The sequence below is a fragment of the Synechocystis sp. PCC 6714 genome (genome assembly GCF_000478825.2).
Lineage (GTDB): Bacteria > Cyanobacteriota > Cyanobacteriia > Cyanobacteriales > Microcystaceae > Synechocystis.
The window spans coordinates 2,949,514-2,966,773 of sequence record NZ_CP007542.1 but is presented as its reverse complement, the minus strand read 5'-3'; the positions used below and the strand labels follow the sequence as shown (position 1 = coordinate 2,966,773).

General features: G+C 49.4%; 14 protein-coding genes, 1 tRNA gene and 1 pseudogene. 10 read left to right on the top strand and 6 right to left on the bottom strand.

Features of this window, described 5'->3' with window-relative positions:
- The first annotated feature begins 130 nt into the window (after positions 1 to 130).
- From D082_RS13540 to D082_RS19440, 7 genes are all read left to right on the top strand, one after another.
- Positions 131 to 2,503, top strand: coding sequence for a cation-translocating P-type ATPase (locus D082_RS13540; protein WP_028947135.1), 2,373 nt, complete (start codon positions 131 to 133; stop codon positions 2,501 to 2,503).
- A gap of 172 nt (positions 2,504 to 2,675) precedes the next feature.
- The gene (locus D082_RS13535; RefSeq protein ID WP_028947136.1) at positions 2,676 to 3,143 is read left to right on the top strand and encodes an FHA domain-containing protein; all 468 of its coding nucleotides are present in this window, start codon (positions 2,676 to 2,678) and stop codon (positions 3,141 to 3,143) included.
- A 157-nt stretch (positions 3,144 to 3,300) separates the two neighbouring features.
- Positions 3,301 to 4,062, top strand: coding sequence for a YebC/PmpR family DNA-binding transcriptional regulator (locus D082_RS13530; protein ID WP_028947137.1), 762 nt, complete (start codon positions 3,301 to 3,303; stop codon positions 4,060 to 4,062).
- A gap of 107 nt (positions 4,063 to 4,169) precedes the next feature.
- The gene (gene gshA, locus D082_RS13525) at positions 4,170 to 5,339 is read left to right on the top strand and encodes a glutamate--cysteine ligase (RefSeq protein WP_028947138.1); all 1,170 of its coding nucleotides are present in this window, start codon (positions 4,170 to 4,172) and stop codon (positions 5,337 to 5,339) included.
- A 157-nt stretch (positions 5,340 to 5,496) separates the two neighbouring features.
- Entirely contained in the window at positions 5,497 to 5,958 is a 462-nt protein-coding gene (gene trmL / locus D082_RS13520; RefSeq protein WP_028947139.1) for a tRNA (uridine(34)/cytosine(34)/5-carboxymethylaminomethyluridine(34)-2'-O)-methyltransferase TrmL, read from the top strand.
- 139 nt (positions 5,959 to 6,097) lie between these two features.
- A complete protein-coding gene (locus tag D082_RS18620; protein ID WP_158506517.1) occupies positions 6,098 to 6,268 on the top strand; it encodes a hypothetical protein in 171 nt (56 codons plus the stop codon).
- A gap of 255 nt (positions 6,269 to 6,523) precedes the next feature.
- Positions 6,524 to 8,671: a peptidoglycan DD-metalloendopeptidase family protein gene (locus D082_RS19440; protein WP_038530975.1), complete on the top strand. Its 2,148-nt coding sequence runs from the start codon at positions 6,524 to 6,526 to the stop codon at positions 8,669 to 8,671.
- Positions 8,672 to 9,024: 353 nt separating this feature from the next.
- On the opposite strand, the gene hpf is transcribed toward D082_RS19440, so the two are convergent.
- The gene (gene hpf / locus D082_RS13510) at positions 9,025 to 9,600 is read right to left on the bottom strand and encodes a ribosome hibernation-promoting factor, HPF/YfiA family (protein ID WP_028947140.1); all 576 of its coding nucleotides are present in this window, start codon (positions 9,598 to 9,600) and stop codon (positions 9,025 to 9,027) included.
- Positions 9,601 to 10,038: 438 nt separating this feature from the next.
- Here hpf and lipB point away from each other — a divergent pair, with 438 nt between their 5' ends.
- Positions 10,039 to 10,722 (top strand): lipoyl(octanoyl) transferase LipB, encoded by a 684-nt coding sequence (gene lipB / locus D082_RS13505; protein ID WP_028947141.1) that lies wholly within the window; start codon positions 10,039 to 10,041, stop codon positions 10,720 to 10,722.
- Here lipB and D082_RS13500 read toward each other — a convergent pair.
- Positions 10,703 to 10,993, bottom strand: coding sequence for a hypothetical protein (locus tag D082_RS13500; RefSeq protein ID WP_028947142.1), 291 nt, complete (start codon positions 10,991 to 10,993; stop codon positions 10,703 to 10,705). The two genes, lipB and D082_RS13500, sit on opposite strands and share 20 nt — an antisense overlap.
- A 418-nt stretch (positions 10,994 to 11,411) precedes the next feature.
- Here D082_RS13500 and D082_RS19435 point away from each other — a divergent pair, with 418 nt between their 5' ends.
- Entirely contained in the window at positions 11,412 to 11,552 is a 141-nt protein-coding gene (locus D082_RS19435; RefSeq protein ID WP_081857668.1) for a ribbon-helix-helix protein, CopG family, read from the top strand.
- 169 nt (positions 11,553 to 11,721) lie between these two features.
- Here the strand turns inward: D082_RS19435 and D082_RS13495 are convergent.
- The 3 genes and pseudogenes from D082_RS13495 to D082_RS13485 all read right to left on the bottom strand — a co-directional run bounded on the left by D082_RS13495 (position 11,722) and on the right by D082_RS13485 (position 14,061).
- Positions 11,722 to 11,793, bottom strand: a tRNA-Lys gene (locus tag D082_RS13495).
- A gap of 158 nt (positions 11,794 to 11,951) precedes the next feature.
- On the bottom strand, positions 11,952 to 13,385 hold the full coding sequence (gene glgA / locus D082_RS13490; RefSeq protein WP_028947143.1) for a glycogen synthase GlgA: 1,434 nt from the start codon (positions 13,383 to 13,385) through the stop codon (positions 11,952 to 11,954).
- A 194-nt stretch (positions 13,386 to 13,579) separates the two neighbouring features.
- Positions 13,580 to 14,061: pseudogene (locus D082_RS13485) on the bottom strand (DUF1830 domain-containing protein).
- A gap of 196 nt (positions 14,062 to 14,257) precedes the next feature.
- Between D082_RS13485 and D082_RS13480 the strand changes: the two are divergent.
- Entirely contained in the window at positions 14,258 to 15,853 is a 1,596-nt protein-coding gene (locus D082_RS13480) for a photosystem II high light acclimation radical SAM protein (protein WP_028947144.1), read from the top strand.
- 40 nt (positions 15,854 to 15,893) lie between these two features.
- Here the strand turns inward: D082_RS13480 and D082_RS13475 are convergent, their stop codons facing one another.
- Positions 15,894 to 16,931, bottom strand: coding sequence for an RNA polymerase sigma factor, RpoD/SigA family (locus D082_RS13475; protein ID WP_369796119.1), 1,038 nt, complete (start codon positions 16,929 to 16,931; stop codon positions 15,894 to 15,896).
- Positions 16,932 to 17,260 lie beyond the last annotated feature (329 nt).

Here is a 17,260-nt window from a genome sequence, read left to right as displayed (position 1 = left end):
AGGGACTGGCTAGATGGAGTGGCAGCCAAGTAATTAGACACCGTGCAAGTCCCACATTGCCGATTACCAGCGGAAAAATATCTTCTCCCCGCTACTGCCCAAATGGGCCGTTTATCTTAGTTCTTCCACCATGGTTCAACTTTCCTCGGCTCCTACTTCTAATATTGCTAGCAACAATGGCCAGAACGGCCCCAATGGTCGCAATCAAATTACCAGTCTTACCCTTGATGTGGGGGGAATGAAATGTGCCGGTTGTGTGGCTGCGGTGGAAAGACAGTTGGGGCAATTAACCGGAGTAACGGATAGTCAAGTTAATTTGGTTACAGCGGTGGCGGTGGTACATTACGAACTGGGAACAGTGGAACCCCAGGCGATCGCCGAACATTTAAGTCAGCGGGGATTTCCCAGTCAGATTCGTCAGGGCCATGGGGGGATTAAGCTATTAAACAAGCAGAATGGCCAGGGGGAAAACGTTAACTGGGGGCTAGCCGTTGCTCTGCTTTTACTCCTGTTATCAGGGCTAGGACATCTGAGCCATTTTGGTGGCCCTATGATTCCTTTTTTCCATCACCCTGTGTTCCATTGGGGCCTGGCTACCCTGGCGATCGCCGTTCCAGGACGGGAAATTTTTCTTGATGGTTGGCGGGGTTTGAGATTTGGCCATGCCAACATGAATACCCTTGTGGCTTTGGGCACTGGCAGTGCGTACCTCACCAGCTGCATTGCTTGGGCTTGGCCGGGGTTGGGCTGGGAATGTTTTTTTGATGAGCCAGTGATGTTGTTGGGGGTGTTACTGCTGGGCAGAACCCTAGAAAGCAAAGCAAGGCAAAAAGCTAAATCTGCTCTAACGGAATTATTAGCTTTGCAGCCATCCCTAGCCCGATTGGTGGGACGGGGAAAAGCTCAGGAACAAACTGGCATCGAAATTCCCGTGGAACAGGTGCGGGTGGGGGAGTGGGTACAGGTGTTACCGGGGGAAAAGATCCCAGTGGACGGCATTCTAGTGGCCGGCAAAACCATGGTGGACGAGTCCCTATTAACTGGGGAATCTCTGCCGGTGCAAAAAAACGTTGATGATGCCGTCATTGCCGGAGCTTGGAATCAGTCTGGGGCCATAACCGTTATTGCCACCCATGTTGGGTCTGAAACGACCCTGGCTCGTATTATCCAATTGGTGGAAACGGCCCAAACCCAAAAGGCGCCGATGCAACGATTAGCAGATAAGGTGGCGGGCTGGTTTGCCTATGGGGTGATGGCGATCGCCTTGGTAACATTAGCCTTCTGGGCCTTAGTAGGGCAATCATTATTTCCCGAAATGATTGCGGAAACCGGACTTTCTCCCCTTTTACTAGCCCTCAAATTAAGTGTTTCCGTCTTGGTGGTGGCCTGTCCCTGTGCCCTTGGTTTAGCAACCCCCACAGCAATTTTGGTGGGTACTAGCTTGGGGGCGGAACAGGGCATCCTGATCAAAGGAGGTAACATCCTCGAAATTCTCCAACGCACCACCGTGATAGCTTTTGACAAAACGGGCACCCTCACCCAGGGCAATTTACGGTTAACCGATACGGTGCCAGTGGCTGATATTACTGGGATTGAATTATTAACCCTAGCGGCTTCTGTGGAACAGGGAACCCGCCATCCCCTAGCCCAAGGCTTAATCTCCAGTGCCCAGGGTCTGGAACTGTTGCCGGTGGAAAATATTGAGACAACGCCAGGACAAGGGGTTCAAGGTTGGTGCCAAGGCGATCGCCTCATGGTGGGCAATCAACAATGGCTTATGGAGGAGGGGGTACAGTGGGATGACCAATGGCAGACAGGGGCGGATCAACTATCTCAGCAAGGGAAAACAGTCATTTTTGTAGCCCGCAATCAAGATTTACAGGGATTTTTAGCCCTCCAGGATACCCTGCGTCCGGAAGCCAAAAACACCATTGCCCAATTGAAGCATTGGGGCATCACTCCCCTACTTTTGACCGGCGATCATCCCGCCATTGCCCAGGCGATCGCCACGGAGGTGGGTATTGCAGAATTCCAAGCCCAGATGACGCCCCAGGCCAAGGTAGCTAAAATTAAGACACTGCAGGAGCTTAACCCTATATCAGTAATAGCCATGGTGGGAGACGGCATAAACGATGCCCCTGCCCTGGCCCAGGCCGATGTGGGCATTTCCCTGTCTGGGGCCACAGCCGTGGCAATGGAGACAGCGGATGTTGTACTAATGCGTTCCCAACTTTCCGATGTGCTCAAAGCTTTGACCCTAAGCCGTTATACCGTGGCCAAAATTCAGCAAAATTTACTTTGGGCCCTGGGCTATAATCTCTTGGCCATTCCCCTTGCCGCTGGGGCTTTTCTGCCTGGTTTTGCCATTGTTCTCACTCCGGCGATCGCCGCTGCCATGATGGCCAGTAGCTCCACTGTGGTGGTGTTAAATGCCCTGGGGTTGAAGTATCAATTTTCGAACTCCCTTAGTCGACCCACGGATAGGGCATCTCTGTCCAATTAACTCGGGGTAAATTATTTATCAGCCATGGTCGGCAAATGTCTTCCCACACTTGATTTCCAGGAGATAGCATATCAATATCTGCCATCTACCGAGCTTAATGGCTATGGATTAGCTGCCAATCTTTTCGGTTCTTCAATCCATATCATCCCATCTATTGTTTTTTCCTTTGGCCATGTCTGACCCTTCAGCAAAACCTCTCCAAGAGCACGTTCTCATCATTTCGGATGATGGTGGCCATCGAGAATTCCTCCTCACCGAAACTTTCTATACCGTTGGGCGATCGCCAAGGGCCGATATTCGCATTAAGTCCCAGTTTGTTTCCCGTATCCATGCCGTGCTAGTGCGAAAATCCTCCGATGATACCCAGGCTCCCTATCGGATTATTGACGGTGATGAAGATGGGCAAAGCAGTGTCAACGGTCTCTTAGTCAACGGCAAAAAACAACAGGATTACACCATTCAAACGGGGGACGAAATTATTATGGGCCCCCAAGTTTCCCTCCGTTATGAGTACCGCCGTCGGGACCAATTTGGTACTATCCCTGGCAATGAGCAATTTGATATTACCCTGATTGACCCCAGCATGATTGAAGATGAAGAGGAAATTCCCACCTCCGTTTCCCCCTCTCCGCCGGAATAAAATTTATCTATATTTTCCCAAGATTTGAGAATTGAGCAGTGTTGCAAAAGGCCCATAAATTTAGGGATCCATTGCTCCATAATTCCCGTGGGCCACTATGGGCAAAGTTCTCTCGATTACTATAATTATCGGGGTATTCCTTAGACGGTAAAGATCAATGGGCGGCCGTAAATGGCAAAGCATTAAACGACAAAAGGCACGGTTGGATGCCGAAAAAGGTAAAACCACCACCCAACTCTCCCGGGCCATCATTGTGGCGGCTCGGCAGGGTGTTCCCGATCCGGCAGGTAATTTCCAACTGCGGTCAGCAATCCAAAAAGCTAAAGCGGCGGGCGTTCCCAATGACAGCATCGAACGGGCGATCGCCAAGGGAGCAGGCACCTATGAGGAAGGGGAAAGTAGCTATGAGGAAATTCGCTACGAAGGCTATGGCCCCGGAGGCGTGGCCGTATTAATTGAGGCCTTAACCGATAATCGCAACCGTACAGCGGCGGATCTGCGGGCTGCTTTTAGTAAAAAAGGGGGAAATTTAGGGGAAACCGGTTGTGTCAGTTGGATGTTTAGCCAAAAAGGGGTGGCCCGGTTGAGTGGTGAGATTGACGAGGAAAAATTATTGGAAGCCCTCCTAGAAGGGGAAGGGGAAAGCTACGAATGGTTGGAAGAAGAGGATGGTAGCGGGGTGGAAGTTTTCACCGGGGTGACTCAATTGGAAAACCTTAATCAGGTGTTACAGGAGCATGGTTTTACCATTGAAGAAACGGAATTGCGCTGGTTACCGGAAAATACGGTGGAAATTAGCGAACCAGACCAGGCCAAGGCTCTGATGCAAATGATTGAAACCCTGGAATTCCTCGATGATGTACAGTCAGTCACCAGCAATTTCGAGTTAGCGGAGGAGTTGTTAATCCTGGCAGGGTAGGCAGTGAGATACTAGGAAAGTAGGGGGCTGATCCTTTGCTCAACGCCCCTTGCAGTTTGCTATCTCCTGGTGGTTCTGCGCCAGATTAATTCAAAGAGGCCAGTGCAGTGCAATTAACTAAAGGTTTAGAAGTCGAAATCTATACCGGGAAGAAAACGGGGGAAGTTATTGGGCTTTCCGATCGCATTGTGCGGGACTTGAGTGGCTTTGTGCGGGAGCCGGACAGCCGTAATGTGGAATACACTACACCGCCACTGAATAGTTACGATCGCCTGCTATGCGCCATTCTCCAGCCCCGTCGACAGTTGCGTCATTACCTAAGTCAACTGGGGCCCGACTACACGTTAATACCGGGCAGTTGTCTAGCTCTGGGGGGCACTGATACTTTTTACCGTTCCGACCCCCAAAATCCTTACCACAGTTACATCGAACAGACCTATGGCACCCAGGTAGTTACGGCCAGCATCCACATTAATATAGGTATTCCTGATGTGGAAGAGTTGATGCGGGCCTGCCGTCTAGTGCGGCTGGAGGCTCCACTATATCTGGCCCTGAGTGCCTCTTCTCCCTTTTTAAACGGGGAGGCAACGGGGTACCATTCCAGCCGTTGGCAAATGTTCCCCAAAACCCCCAAAGAAGTGCCCCTTTTTAGTAGTCATAGTCATTTCGTCCAATGGACGGAGGCGCAATTGGCCCTGGGCACTATGCAAAATGTCCGCCATCTTTGGTCAGCGGTGCGCCCCAATGGAGATAATCGACCCCATAACCTTAACCGTCTGGAGTTACGAATCTGCGATTTGGTCACTAACCCCCTTTCCCTCCTGGCGATCGTGGCTCTCCTGGAAGCCCGTTTACAACAAATGCTGGCGGATCCTAGCCTAGACCCCCTCCAACAAAGTCAGTTGACCCCGGTGGAATTGCTGGACCTAGCGGATCGAAACGAAATAGATGCCGCCGTTGGTGGTTTGGACAGTACCTTATACCATTGGCAGGATGGCAGGGCGATCGCCGCTAGGGAATGGATTGAAGAGTTATATCGATCTGTGCAACCGCAAGCCAAATACCAGGGTTTTGCCTGCTTCCTCCCCCCATTGTTGAAAATTCTGCGGGAAGGTAGTGTGGCCCAGCAGTGGTTAGGGCAATATCAGGGGGGCAAAAGTCCCCAAACCATTATCCAGGAAGCGATTGAGCAAATGGAAACAGAAGAGGCAATCTTGGCCGAAGACCTTTGTCTTCCCCCCAGTAAAGTCCAAGATCCACGGTTGAGCTTCGTTTAATGACCCCATAGTCGATAAAAAATCATAAACTTTTTCCCAGGGGACAGTTTAATAACTGTTGTTTATCGATGGCTCGTGAGCCAAATCACAGATAGTAGAAAAAAAATTCGCCCATTTTTAGGGTAAATTTTGATTAAATCATGAAAAAATAGCCTTTATGGTCAAAGTTGTCCTAGTTAACCCTCAAATACCCCCTAATACTGGCAATATTGCCCGAACTTGTGCTGCCACTGGGACAGAATTGCATCTGGTCGGCCCTTTGGGTTTTGAATTGGGTGATCGTTATCTCAAGCGGGCTGGATTAGACTATTGGCCCTATGTTGACCTCCACTACTACCCCAACTGCGAGGAGTTTATTGCCCATTGGCGCAGTCAGGGGGGGAATCTGCTTGGTTTTAGCGTCACCGGCACCGTTAATTTTTGGGATTACACCTACCAACCTACGGATTGGCTGATGATGGGCAGTGAAACCGATGGTTTACCCCAGATGATGCGGGATTTATCTACCCAGTTACTTTGCATTCCCATGCCCCACACTGAGGTCAGGAGCTTAAATTTGGCTTCCAGTACCGCCATTGCCCTATTTGAAGCCCGGCGACAGTTACGGGATTTGGGCTAGACGGATTTTCCACCGGAATGCTAAGGGCAAAACCAATATAATCGAACCGATGAACTCATAAGAAATTGTGATGGCCAGAGCGCCGATGTAAAGGGTGCTATTTAATTAAAATTTCTGATTAAAAATAAACTGAGGGCTGATGGTTTTCGGCGATCGCCATGGGGGTTTTCCGGCAGAAAAGGACGAAATGACCCAGGGAAAAAGCTTGACAGGACAAGGAAATTGCCCAGAAACAAAAACCGAGCACTTACGTCTAGGGGGTCAGTTAACCACTGATCTAAATTCGTTACTATTTTTCATCACTCTGTGAAAGCAAGAATTCTTACCAGCTTGTCGAATTATTGAAAGCAGGTTACTCTTTCTTAGCAGTCTTCATTCTTCGTTTAAGTATATTGGCTCAGTCAGATTCGGCCCTGGGAATTAACGCCCAATCAAACCTGAAATGGCTGTGGCAGTCTAACAATCTAGTCCCAGGTTTTAGGCTCATTCACACACAAGGAGGTTCTTCTTGAAAGACGTACTCAATCAACCGGCGACATTTTTTCCCTCGTGTTCATCCCCACTAATGGAAACTAATTCCTGCAATGGGACCACGAAACAAGAGGGTACTGTGCCCCTGGGCGAAGGATACCGTCGGGTTGGCCGTTCTGCGGCAATGGTTGGTTTGGCTGTTTCCATGGGCGCAACGGGGATGTTGTTTTCCCAAGCCGCCGCCGCCGCCACCAGTTCTGGCAACTCCCCCTTGGTTTCGGTCAGCAATCTTTCCCCTGACCGCAGTGATATTCCCCAGTCTGACGGGGTATTAGCCTCTCCTTCCCTAAAGCATCAGGTCAAGGACGGAGAATCTCTCTGGCAGATTAGTCAAACTTTTCAAGTCGAGGCCCAGGCGATCGCCCTTGCCAATAACATCAGCACCGATACCGCGTTGAAGGCAGGGCAGGTCCTGAGTATTCCCCGACCCACTACTCTGGCTAAAGCCCACCAGACCCAATCCCCCACCGCCACGATTCCGCCCCTAGCTCCCCTGGAGCAGACTGATTCCCTGGCGGTTTCTTCATCTTTGGCCCCTGGCCAATCCTCAGTGACAGCTAACGCCACCGCTATCAAGCCCAAAGCGCAGGCTTTAGTCGCAGATGTGAGTCGCCCTGTACAGGGAGCCCCCGTCGAACCGTTAGAAGAAAAGTTAACTTCCCAAAGAATTAAAACTACCGCTGAGGGGGCAGGGGTCAAGCTCGATGCAAAAGCTTCCTTACCCAGCCCGGTGGAAGTTGCCGCCGCCGCCCATGGCGATCGCCCCATTCCCATTGCGGTGTTGGCCCCCGAAGAATTCAGCCCTATCGAAGTCCAAGTTAACTCCAGTTCTGCTCCAGTGGATCCCCGGTCTATGCCGGTACCCACTTTGCCCACCGTTGCTCCGGTAACTCAAAAAGCCCAACGGGAAGAAAATTCCATGGCTTCCGGAGAAGATGTCTCCTTGGATAATCTGCGTCAGAATGGCATGGCCCAGCCCGCTCAACCAGTGGAAACGGCCCTTAATCTTGACGAACCTGTGGCGATCGCCGTTATTCCTCCCCAAATGGAGCAGAATGTAGTAACGGAGCCCCAAGTTTCCCCTACTCCGGTAGTGCTAGAACCAACCCCCGCCATTGCGGCCCTACCCTCTAGCTCCACTCTCCCTGTTGATGAAGGGATATCCTATCAAGTGAGGCCCGGAGATACCCTTAGTCAGATTGCCCGTAACTATGATGTTCAGCCGGAAAAAATTCAACAGGTCAATGGTCTCGATAATCCCAACGAGATCAAAGCAGAGCAGATCCTAGTCATTCCCCCTCCCACTACACTGGCGGCAGCGCCTGAGGCCGTTGTGCCCAGTTTACCCAGCTTTGTTTCTACCCAGCCACAGGCCACAGCAAGAGTGGCCAACGCCCAAGAAGAACCCGATAGTCAGTACCAGACTCAACTAAGGGCAGAAGTAATTCAGCTGAATCAAACCCAGCCTAACCAGACTCCGGTGACACCACGGAGAACTTTGACCGTGGCTCGCCAGGTTAATAATGAACAAGTTCCCGACTGGCAATCCCGCTCTCCTCAATCCCTCCCCCCCAAGTTCAACCAGCCTCGACAGGACTTAGCCCAACTACAGCGGCAATATTCTCCCCAGGGGCAAAGAAGTCAGTTTTCTACCTCCCTCAGCCAGCCTCAGATCATCGGAGCCGCTCCCAGTCCAGTTCAAGGCTATAACGACAGCATTCAAATTCCGGTCATCCAAGAAGTTAGTCCTGAGTTGCCCGGATTGAGCACCCCCGACTTTCCCCGCGGCCCAGCTCAATTTAATGGCTATATCTGGCCCGCCAAAGGGGTGTTCACCTCTGGTTTTGGTCCCCGTTGGGGTCGCATGCACCGGGGTATCGACATTGCTGGCCCCATTGGTACTCCCATCATGGCGGCAGCTCCCGGTGAAGTAATCTTTTCTGGCTGGAACTCCGGCGGTTTTGGCAATCTGGTCAAGATTCGTCACGGTGATGGCAGTGTCACTTACTATGCCCACAACAACCGTTTGCTGGTGCGTCGAGGAGACTATGTTGAACAGGGTCAGCAAATTGCCGAAATGGGTAGTACTGGCCGCAGTACTGGCCCCCATCTCCATTTTGAGATCCGTGTGGGTGGGACCAATGCAGTTAACCCGGTGGCTTTATTGCCCCGCGGTCGTTAGGCTCTATCACTTCCACCATCGTCCACACCAATTACCAACTATAGTCAATCAAAGTAAGATTGAGACGACTAAAGTCTTTACCAAAGACGCTTTTAGCTCTGGTCAGTGTCTTACTTTTAATTAAATCAACTATAAAATCAATTCTCATTTTCAATAATTCCCCTTGGGACTAGCTACAGAGTTACGCCCAGGGGGTTCTCTTTTTGAAAAAAAAAGCTGACAAAAAAAGACGAGCCCTTGGGGCCCATCCTTGATAACAACTTAATAGAAAGTAGCGAAGAATGGCAGTTCTTCCCCCAAAGTTAGGCGGGTAGTCAGCTACGCTTGGCAAACGCAATGGGTCTGACCGCTAACTAGCTGGCCTGATGGGGTTGAATAACGCCATAGCCGCCATGGTTACGGATGTAGATGACGTTAATTTCGTCGGTGTCCTTGTTGCGGAACATATAAAAGTCATGGTCCACTAACTGTAGTTGTTCGAGGGCTTCTTCAATGGCCATGGGGGGCATGGCAAAGTACTTCATCCGTAAAACCTCCGAAGGTAGTTCGGGAGCCCGATCGCCAATCAGATCGGCTTCTACGGGTTTGTCTTCCACAATTTCACTAGTTTTGACACTGCCATGTTGCTTATCTTGGAGGCGCTCTTTGTATTTCCGCAATTGACGGGCAATCTTATCGGAAACTAGATCGATGCTGGCGTAGAGATTTTCACTGCCCTCCTGGGCCCGGATCACTGTGCCATTAGCATAGACTGTCACTTCCGCTTTATGCTTGTTGGTAATGCGGGCATTACGGGCCACGGAAAGGTGTACATCGACCTTGGTGGTCAGATTTTGAAAGTGTTTAACTGCTCTTTCGACTTTTTCTTCCACGTAATCATGAATCGCTTCAGTAACTGTGATATTATTGCCCTGAATTAACAGTTTCATACTGAATTCTCCCTTCGTAAAATTAATAAAAAATGAGCAATGGTTGGTTTTTTGTCGGTCTAATTTAGGGGATAAAAACCAGATTAGACCGGGCAACTATTCCCAGAAACAGTGGGGTGGAATCATTACTTGAAACGCCTTTCCGCTAAGGATGTTGAAGGTATGGATCATTGAAAAAACACCATAAATTTGTGCTTAGTGATAAATTATAAACCCGACCTTGTTATTCTCTGGTTTACTTTTAACCATCCCTAGGGTAGAGGTAAAGTTTTCCAGAAAATTGTGGTGGCAAATAATTAATCCCTAAGACTATCTTCAGATTAGCACTATGTATTGAATAAGACCTAATCGGTCAGGTGATTTTGACTTTCCTTTGCATCTCTTTACGTTTCTTAATTTCTGCCAACTTTAACTTGATTCCGTTTCCGTTGTAGCGCCATGGCCAATCCTTCCTGTCGTTTATTATCGTTGGGACTCGTGCCCTACTGTGAAGCTTGGCAATATCAGCGGCAATGGGTCAGAGCCAAAAAGGGCGATCGCCAACGGGATGACGGACTAATGTTGTTGGAGCATCCCCCGGTCTATACCCTGGGCACTGGCTCCCAAACCAAATATCTGAAGTTCGACCCGGCATACCCCCCAGCAGAATTGTGGCGCACGGAGCGGGGTGGGGAAGTCACTTACCATTGTCCGGGGCAATTGGTAGGCTATCCGATCCTGGATTTAAATAATTTTCAAAAGGATCTGCACTGGTATTTACGGCAACTGGAAGAGGTGCTGATCATCACCCTGGGGAAATTAGACCTGCAGGGGGAACGCATTACTGGTTTAACGGGGGTTTGGCTGGAAGGTCACAAAGTAGCGGCGATCGCCATCAAAGTCACGGGCTGGATTACCTTCCATGGTTTTGCCCTGAACATTTGCCCTGACCTGGAGGGATTTAGTCAGATTGTCGCCTGTGGCATTGACGATCGCCCTGTGGGCAGCCTAGAACAATTTCTACCTGGTCTTACTGTAGACATGGTTCAACCCCTAATTATCCAAGCTTTTGCAGAAGTATTTTCCGTTACTTGGCTCACCACAGGAGATATTCCTGCCTGGCTCAACGGCGATGTTGCTTAGTTAACATAGGTAGAGGCTGTCGCTGGGTACCACCACTAGGAGGTAAATAACGGCGGGGAGATTGCTTCACGGCGATCGCCTTAGTTTTTTCTGACTGCCACCAACGCACCCCAACCCCCAGTAGGGCCACCATCAAACCCAGGGAAAATAGACTCCATTTACCGTCTACTCCACCCATCACCATATCCACCGCCGCCACAATTAGAATGAAGCTGGAAATCGGCTCACGGCGGTAAAAAACTTTAACAAAACGGGGCCAGTAAAAATTCATTCCTAAATGGTTCCAAAACCTTCTGGGGGAAGCTTACCTACAATATAGCCTTTATTTTTGACATACTCCCCTGGCTAAGGCCAAAGGATTCTCCGAACATTACTGTTTTGGATTTCTGGTTCAGTGACTCAACTTAAACTAAAACCCCTGGGACATTTAGCCCAGAGTGTCGCTCTCCCCAGACGTTCACCCCATCGTAGATGTCTATTTCCATATACCCTACGGACGGTACAGTTCAAAACATTAAATACTGGTTTCTCTGGTACTTGGTGTTTGGATATTTTACCTGTGCAAACATTTCCGCACAGAACCCGCTATGTCCAGTTTTGAAGATGCATTCATGGTTGGATGGCTGGGTTTTTAAAGCGGTTGATTACCCTGGCCGCTATACTTAATATCATACACACTATATTGAGTCATGGCAATCAGAAATAAAAGGATTCAAGTTGTTTTATCCGAGGCTGAACTCGATCAGTTTCGGCAATATGCAGAAAGAAAAGGAGTATCGATGTCCGAAATCCTGAGAGACTACATTAAACTTGTCTCAAAGCCGTCCTGAAGGATGGGGCTTTAGATCCAAATCCTTGGCAAATCCTCTCGGCTGTGGGCAGTCGGGTTAAGTTAGGAGCAATCAACAGGGAATAGGTCAGCAAATATGCTGGCAAGGTTCCAAGGCCGTCTATAAAGCCGGTGATTGATAAAAATTCTGTGAGGGTTCGGAAAAAATATGGGTCGCCTGGGATTCGAACCCAAGACCAATCGGTTAAAAGCCGAGTGCTCTACCGCTGAGCTAGCGACCCGTTGTGCTTCATTGGCACGATTTATAACGTTAACATAGCTTTTGTCCGACCACAAGCATTGGGCAAAATTTTTTTAAAGTTTGTCTATGTCAAGAAAATTGGGGCCGGCAGTGGAGCGAGATTAGGGTTTAGGATTCTACTTCACTGCCGGGAGCTTGTTAACGATAGGAAGCGGTTAACTCAGCGATTTTTTCCTCTTCCATGGAGCTTAATTCCTCCGGTTGTCCTGCCACGCCCTTATAAACTTTGATATATTCCCCAGCGGAACGGTACCAACTAAAGTCTGCTCGCATCGCCCGTTGTTGTAATTTTTGCCAGTCAGCCTTGAAGCGAAAACCTTCCCAGGCCCGCACCATAGCGGTAAAGCAGTCCAGGGGTTCATAGCGGTCAAAACAATAGCCGGTGCCGGCCTCATTGATGGGATCGTAGAAGGATACCGTATCCACTAACCCCCCTGTCCGCCGCACAATGGGGATACAGCCATAACGCATGGCCATCAATTGACTCAAGCCACAGGGCTCAAAGCGGGAAGGCATTAAAAACACATCCGCCCCGGCATAGACTCGACGGGAAAGGGCATCGTTATGGAGTAATTGCACCGCCATCCGGCCAGGAAAACGGGAAGCCATCTGCCAAAGTTGGGTTTCATAATGGCGATCGCCAGTGCCGAGGATGATTAACTGGGAATCAGTGTAGGACATGAAACGGTCAAGGATCTGAATCACCAAATCAATGCCCTTTTGCTCCACTAACCGAGCGACTATGCCCACTAACATGGCGTTACGGTTAATTTCTAGGCCTGTTTCCTCCTGGATGGCAATTTTATTTTTCACCCGCTTGTCCAAACTTTCGACATCAAAAACACTGCTGATAAAACGGTCTTCCGCTGGATTATAAATTTCCGTATCAATGCCGTTGAGAATGCCGACTAAATTACCGCTGATGTAGGAAAGTAATCCCTCCAGTTTTTCCCCATAGGCAGGGGTTTGGATTTGTTGGGCGTAGGTGGGGGAAACGGTGGTAACACGGTTAGCAAATTGGATTGCCGCCGCCATCACATTGTCCCCCTGCATATACCAAGGACACCAGGTCATGGTTTCGAGCAAGCCCCGCCAAGGTCCCTGATACGCCAAATTATGAATGGTAAATACGGTGGCAATGTCCGGGGACTGGTGCATCCAGACGGGGATCATGCCGGTATGCCAATCGTGGCAATGGATAATTTCTGGTTTCCAATGGTTCCAGGCAAATTCTGCGGCCCCGTTGGAAAAAAAGGTAAATCGCCAAGCTTCGTCATCTCCGCCATAGATCCTGCGGGAGTTGAAAGCCGGATGACCAAACAGATAGAGGGGAATTTGGGTGTCCGGTAGATAGGACTGGTAAACGGCAAACTGCTGGAACATGGCTTCCCCTTTCCAGACCGGCTCCTTGGGCACATCAATTTTGTCGCTGATGAAACCGTAATAGGGCATGAAAATCCGGACATCATGGCCCAACTGGTGCAGAACCTTGGGCAGGGAACCCACCACATCCCCCATGCCACCTACCTTCGCTAGGGGGGATACTTCCGCTGCCACAAACAAAATTTTCATACCGTCACTAATTCCATTATTGAGTTCGGGCCTGGTTCCCGTGCTTTCCGCTCAATTATATGACGGTGTTGGTTACCCATCGGAGAGAGTAATTAACAGTTTCTTGTTTCCATCCTTTACCCTTATTCTTAGTGCTTTGTCTGTGGACTATCCATTGCTGACCTGTGACACAGCCCAAGCATTCCAATTCATTGCTAAGCTACTAGGGATTGGGATGTCATATCCTCGGACTCGTGTTCTTTTTCTGAAGAGATGAAACCGTCTGCTTCTAATCCATCGGGATCGATACTCAGTTGTTCGCAAGGGATGGTGTCGGAAATAATTGAGCTAGCCATCATGCCAGTGTGAATTTCTAGTTGAGCACTGGGCACCGCCTCAAATACCAACCGTTGGCCAGGAAACACAACTCTTTCAAAATACCAATTGGGAATATTAGTAATGCGAGCCACTTGAATTTGATTGGTGGCGTTGACATAGCAACAGAGTAGGGCTGAGCGCTGGTCATTGGGGATGGGATCAAGAATTTGAGACATAGCAGGCATGGGGTTTTATTAAAAAAGAGTCTTTTAACCATTCTGGACAAAGCTAACATTCGCTGATCCCGATCTGCTGTAAAGATAATTACAATCAAATTCTTTGATCCTAGCTTTTTCCGCTGGTCTAGCGGGGTTGGCATTGGTTGGCTCCCAAGCGTTGGCATACTATGGGCAATTTTGGTTCCCCAGGATTCGGGATAATCTGGGGCAAATGGGCACGACTGAACATTAAGATATATTAAAATTATGAGTGCACGGAGATGGAAAACTAATCCAGCTCTACTCTTTCTAGTTCTTTCTTGCCGCTGATCCCACCCTAGCAACATCCCAGGTGCCATGACCGATCGCCTACTGTACGTTCGTCTCCCTTGCAATCCCATTTTTCCCATTGGGGTGGTTTACCTGGCGGACCATGTTCATAAGTGTTTTCCGGCGATCGCCCAACGCATTTTTGACTTGGGCACCATTCCCCCACTGGACTTTAACCGGGCTTTGGATGATTGCATTGACCAATTTCAGCCGACAATTTTGGTTTTTTCCTGGCGGGATATTCAAATTTATGCGCCGGTGGGGGGTAGGGGCGGTAATCCTTTACAGAATGCGTTTGAGTTTTACTACGCTAAAAATCCTTTGGTTAAGTTAAGGGGCGCATTAGGGGGACTGAAGGTAACCAGCGCCTATTATGGTGAATTATGGCGTAATTTAGGCTTAATAAAGCGGGGTTTGCAAAGGGCAAAAAAGTATTGTGCCGATCCCCAAATCATTGTTGGTGGCGGGGCCGTTAGTGTTTTCTACGAACAGCTAAAAACTAAGTTGCCAACGGGGACCATTGTTTCCGTGGGAGAAGGGGAAACGCTACTGGAAAAATATCTGCGGGGACAAGCCATTGAGGATGAGCGGTGTTACGTGGTGGGGCAAACCCAACCCCGGCCTCGGTTAATCCATGAACAACCCAGTCCCATGGTCAAAACCGCCTGTGACTACGATTACATTGAATCCATTTGGCCAGCCTTTGACTATTATCTCCAGGAAGATGATTTTTACCTTGGGGTACAAACTAAGCGGGGCTGTCCCCACAACTGCTGTTACTGCGTTTACACCGTGGTGGAAGGGAAACAGGTTCGCATTAACCCCGCCGCCGAAGTAGTGAAGGAAATGCGGCAACTTTATGACCGGGGCATCCGCAATTTTTGGTTCACCGATGCCCAATTTATCCCCGCTAAGGTTTTCATTGATGATGTGGTGGAATTGCTGGAGGCGATCGCCGCTTCGGGCATGGATGACATCCATTGGGCAGCCTATATCCGGGCTGATAATTTAACACCGCAGTTGTGCGAATTAATGGTACAAACGGGAATGAATTATTTTGAAATTGGCATCACCAGTGGTTCCCAGGAATTGGTCCGAAAAATGCGTATGGGCTACAATCTCCGCACTGTATTGCAAAACTGCCGGGATCTTAAGAATGCGGGCTTTAATGATTTAGTTTCCGTTAACTATTCCTTTAATGTTATTGACGAAACTTTAGATACCATCCGCCAAACCATTGCCTACCATCGGGAATTAGAAGCCATTTTTGGGGCAGACAAAGTAGAACCAGCCATCTTTTTTATTGGCCTGCAACCCCACACCCACCTGGAAACCTATGCTCTAGATAAAGAAATCCTCAAGCCAGGCTACGATCCCATGAGCATGATGCCCTGGACAGCCAAAAAACTACTCTGGAACCCCGAACCCCTCGGCTCATTTTTTGGCGAAGTTTGTCTTCAAGCTTGGCAACAAAACCCCCAGGATTTCGGTCGAGGGGTATTAGCTATTCTGGAACAGCGCCTAGGCAAAGCTGACCTGGAAACTGCCCTCACCTCCCCTTTGCCGGATAAAAAAAATTTCCCCCCAACAAGGATGGAGGGAAAAGAACTCAGTCCTATTTAGCCTGGCCATATTCTGGCCAAATGGCACCGTAATTGAGCGACTAACTGGCGATAATATACTCTGCCATATTAGCCCGTCGGCGCTTCAGTTGGGTAAGGGCTTGGTTTTCTAACTGACGCACTCTTTCCCGGCTGATGTTGAGATGCTGGCCAATTTTTGCCAAAGAAAGCTCCTGGCCATCGTTAAGCCCAAAGCGCATGGTTAACACCGCCTGTTGTTGGGGGGTCAGTTCCGCCAACAGATTTTGCAAATCCTGGCGCATGGATTCTTGGGTGATATAGGCATCGGGGGAAGCCCCTTCATCCTCCAACAATTCTGACAATTCCGTATCCTGGTTGTCCCCCACCCGCACATCCAGGGAAATAGGTTGGCGGGAGAGGCTGAGGTATTCCCGAATTTGGCTCGGGTCAATTTCTAATGCCTGGGCCACTTCGGCGGGGGTGGCACTGCGGCCCAACTGCTGGGAGAGTTCACGCTGGGTTTTTTTGATTTTGTTTAACTTTTCGGTGATATGGATCGGTAGGCGGATGGTGCGGCCCTGTTGGGCGATCGCCCGGGTAATGGCCTGACGGATCCACCAGTAGGCATAGGTGGAGAATTTGTAGCCCTTAGTGGGATCAAATTTTTCTACACCCCGTTCCAGCCCCAAACTTCCTTCTTGGATTAAATCCAAAAATTCCATGTTCCGCTTCTGATATTTCTTGGCGATCGCCACCACTAGGCGGAGATTGGCCTCAATCATTTTCCGCTTGGCCCGTTCCCCCTGGCTGAGGTAGCGTTGTAACTTGGCTACGGACGAATCAGTGGCTTCGGCCCATTCCGCATCGGAGGGATCTCTGCCCAGCTTTTCGGCCAAGGCCGTTCTCTGCCCCAGCAGAGCCATCATTTGTTGAACTTGTTTACCGAGGATGATTTCTTGCTCGTGGGTTAATAGGGGAACCCGACCAATTTCATGGAGATAGGACCTCACCATATCGGCGGTGAAAGTGGGGGTGGAAGTAGGGGAGGAGAGATTGGCGGTGGGCATTCGGAATGACTCCTTAATGAAGAGCAACAGAATAACTGTCACTGTTACCATCTTTCCCAAAAATGCCTTAGACTAAGTCATTGATGGTGGAGAATAGGGTAGTGCAGTGGTCAATTTTTTACACCAAGTCCTAGCGAGTGGGCCTTTAGACGGGGTAAATGGTGACAAAGTTCAGGAATGATTAACAATTTTTGTGGTCTTGGCCTGGGGTATTGCCTCCAAAACTAGGACCACGCTCCTACAGCCGCATAACTAGAAGATACCGAAAAAATCAATATCCCCATGATGACGAATTATTAAGAGATTCCACAAGGGCTAAGATGAAGGATTACCGAATGGCACAGTGGGGTTAACCCAACATGGTTTTCTGTCAGACTGAA

Coding starts and splice junctions, on each gene's coding strand:
- D082_RS13475 (WP_369796119.1), bottom strand. CDS start 16,931: ATGGTAACAGTGACAGTTATTCTGTTGCTCTTCATTAAGGAGTCATTC.
- D082_RS13540 (WP_028947135.1), top strand. CDS start 131: ATGGTTCAACTTTCCTCGGCTCCTACTTCTAATATTGCTAGCAACAAT.
- trmL (WP_028947139.1), top strand. CDS start 5,497: ATGGTCAAAGTTGTCCTAGTTAACCCTCAAATACCCCCTAATACTGGC.
- D082_RS19435 (WP_081857668.1), top strand. CDS start 11,412: ATGGCAATCAGAAATAAAAGGATTCAAGTTGTTTTATCCGAGGCTGAA.
- hpf (WP_028947140.1), bottom strand. CDS start 9,600: ATGAAACTGTTAATTCAGGGCAATAATATCACAGTTACTGAAGCGATT.
- D082_RS13480 (WP_028947144.1), top strand. CDS start 14,258: ATGACCGATCGCCTACTGTACGTTCGTCTCCCTTGCAATCCCATTTTT.
- D082_RS13530 (WP_028947137.1), top strand. CDS start 3,301: ATGGGCGGCCGTAAATGGCAAAGCATTAAACGACAAAAGGCACGGTTG.
- glgA (WP_028947143.1), bottom strand. CDS start 13,385: ATGAAAATTTTGTTTGTGGCAGCGGAAGTATCCCCCCTAGCGAAGGTA.
- lipB (WP_028947141.1), top strand. CDS start 10,039: ATGGCCAATCCTTCCTGTCGTTTATTATCGTTGGGACTCGTGCCCTAC.
- D082_RS19440 (WP_038530975.1), top strand. CDS start 6,524: ATGGAAACTAATTCCTGCAATGGGACCACGAAACAAGAGGGTACTGTG.
- D082_RS18620 (WP_158506517.1), top strand. CDS start 6,098: ATGGTTTTCGGCGATCGCCATGGGGGTTTTCCGGCAGAAAAGGACGAA.
- D082_RS13500 (WP_028947142.1), bottom strand. CDS start 10,993: ATGAATTTTTACTGGCCCCGTTTTGTTAAAGTTTTTTACCGCCGTGAG.
- D082_RS13535 (WP_028947136.1), top strand. CDS start 2,676: ATGTCTGACCCTTCAGCAAAACCTCTCCAAGAGCACGTTCTCATCATT.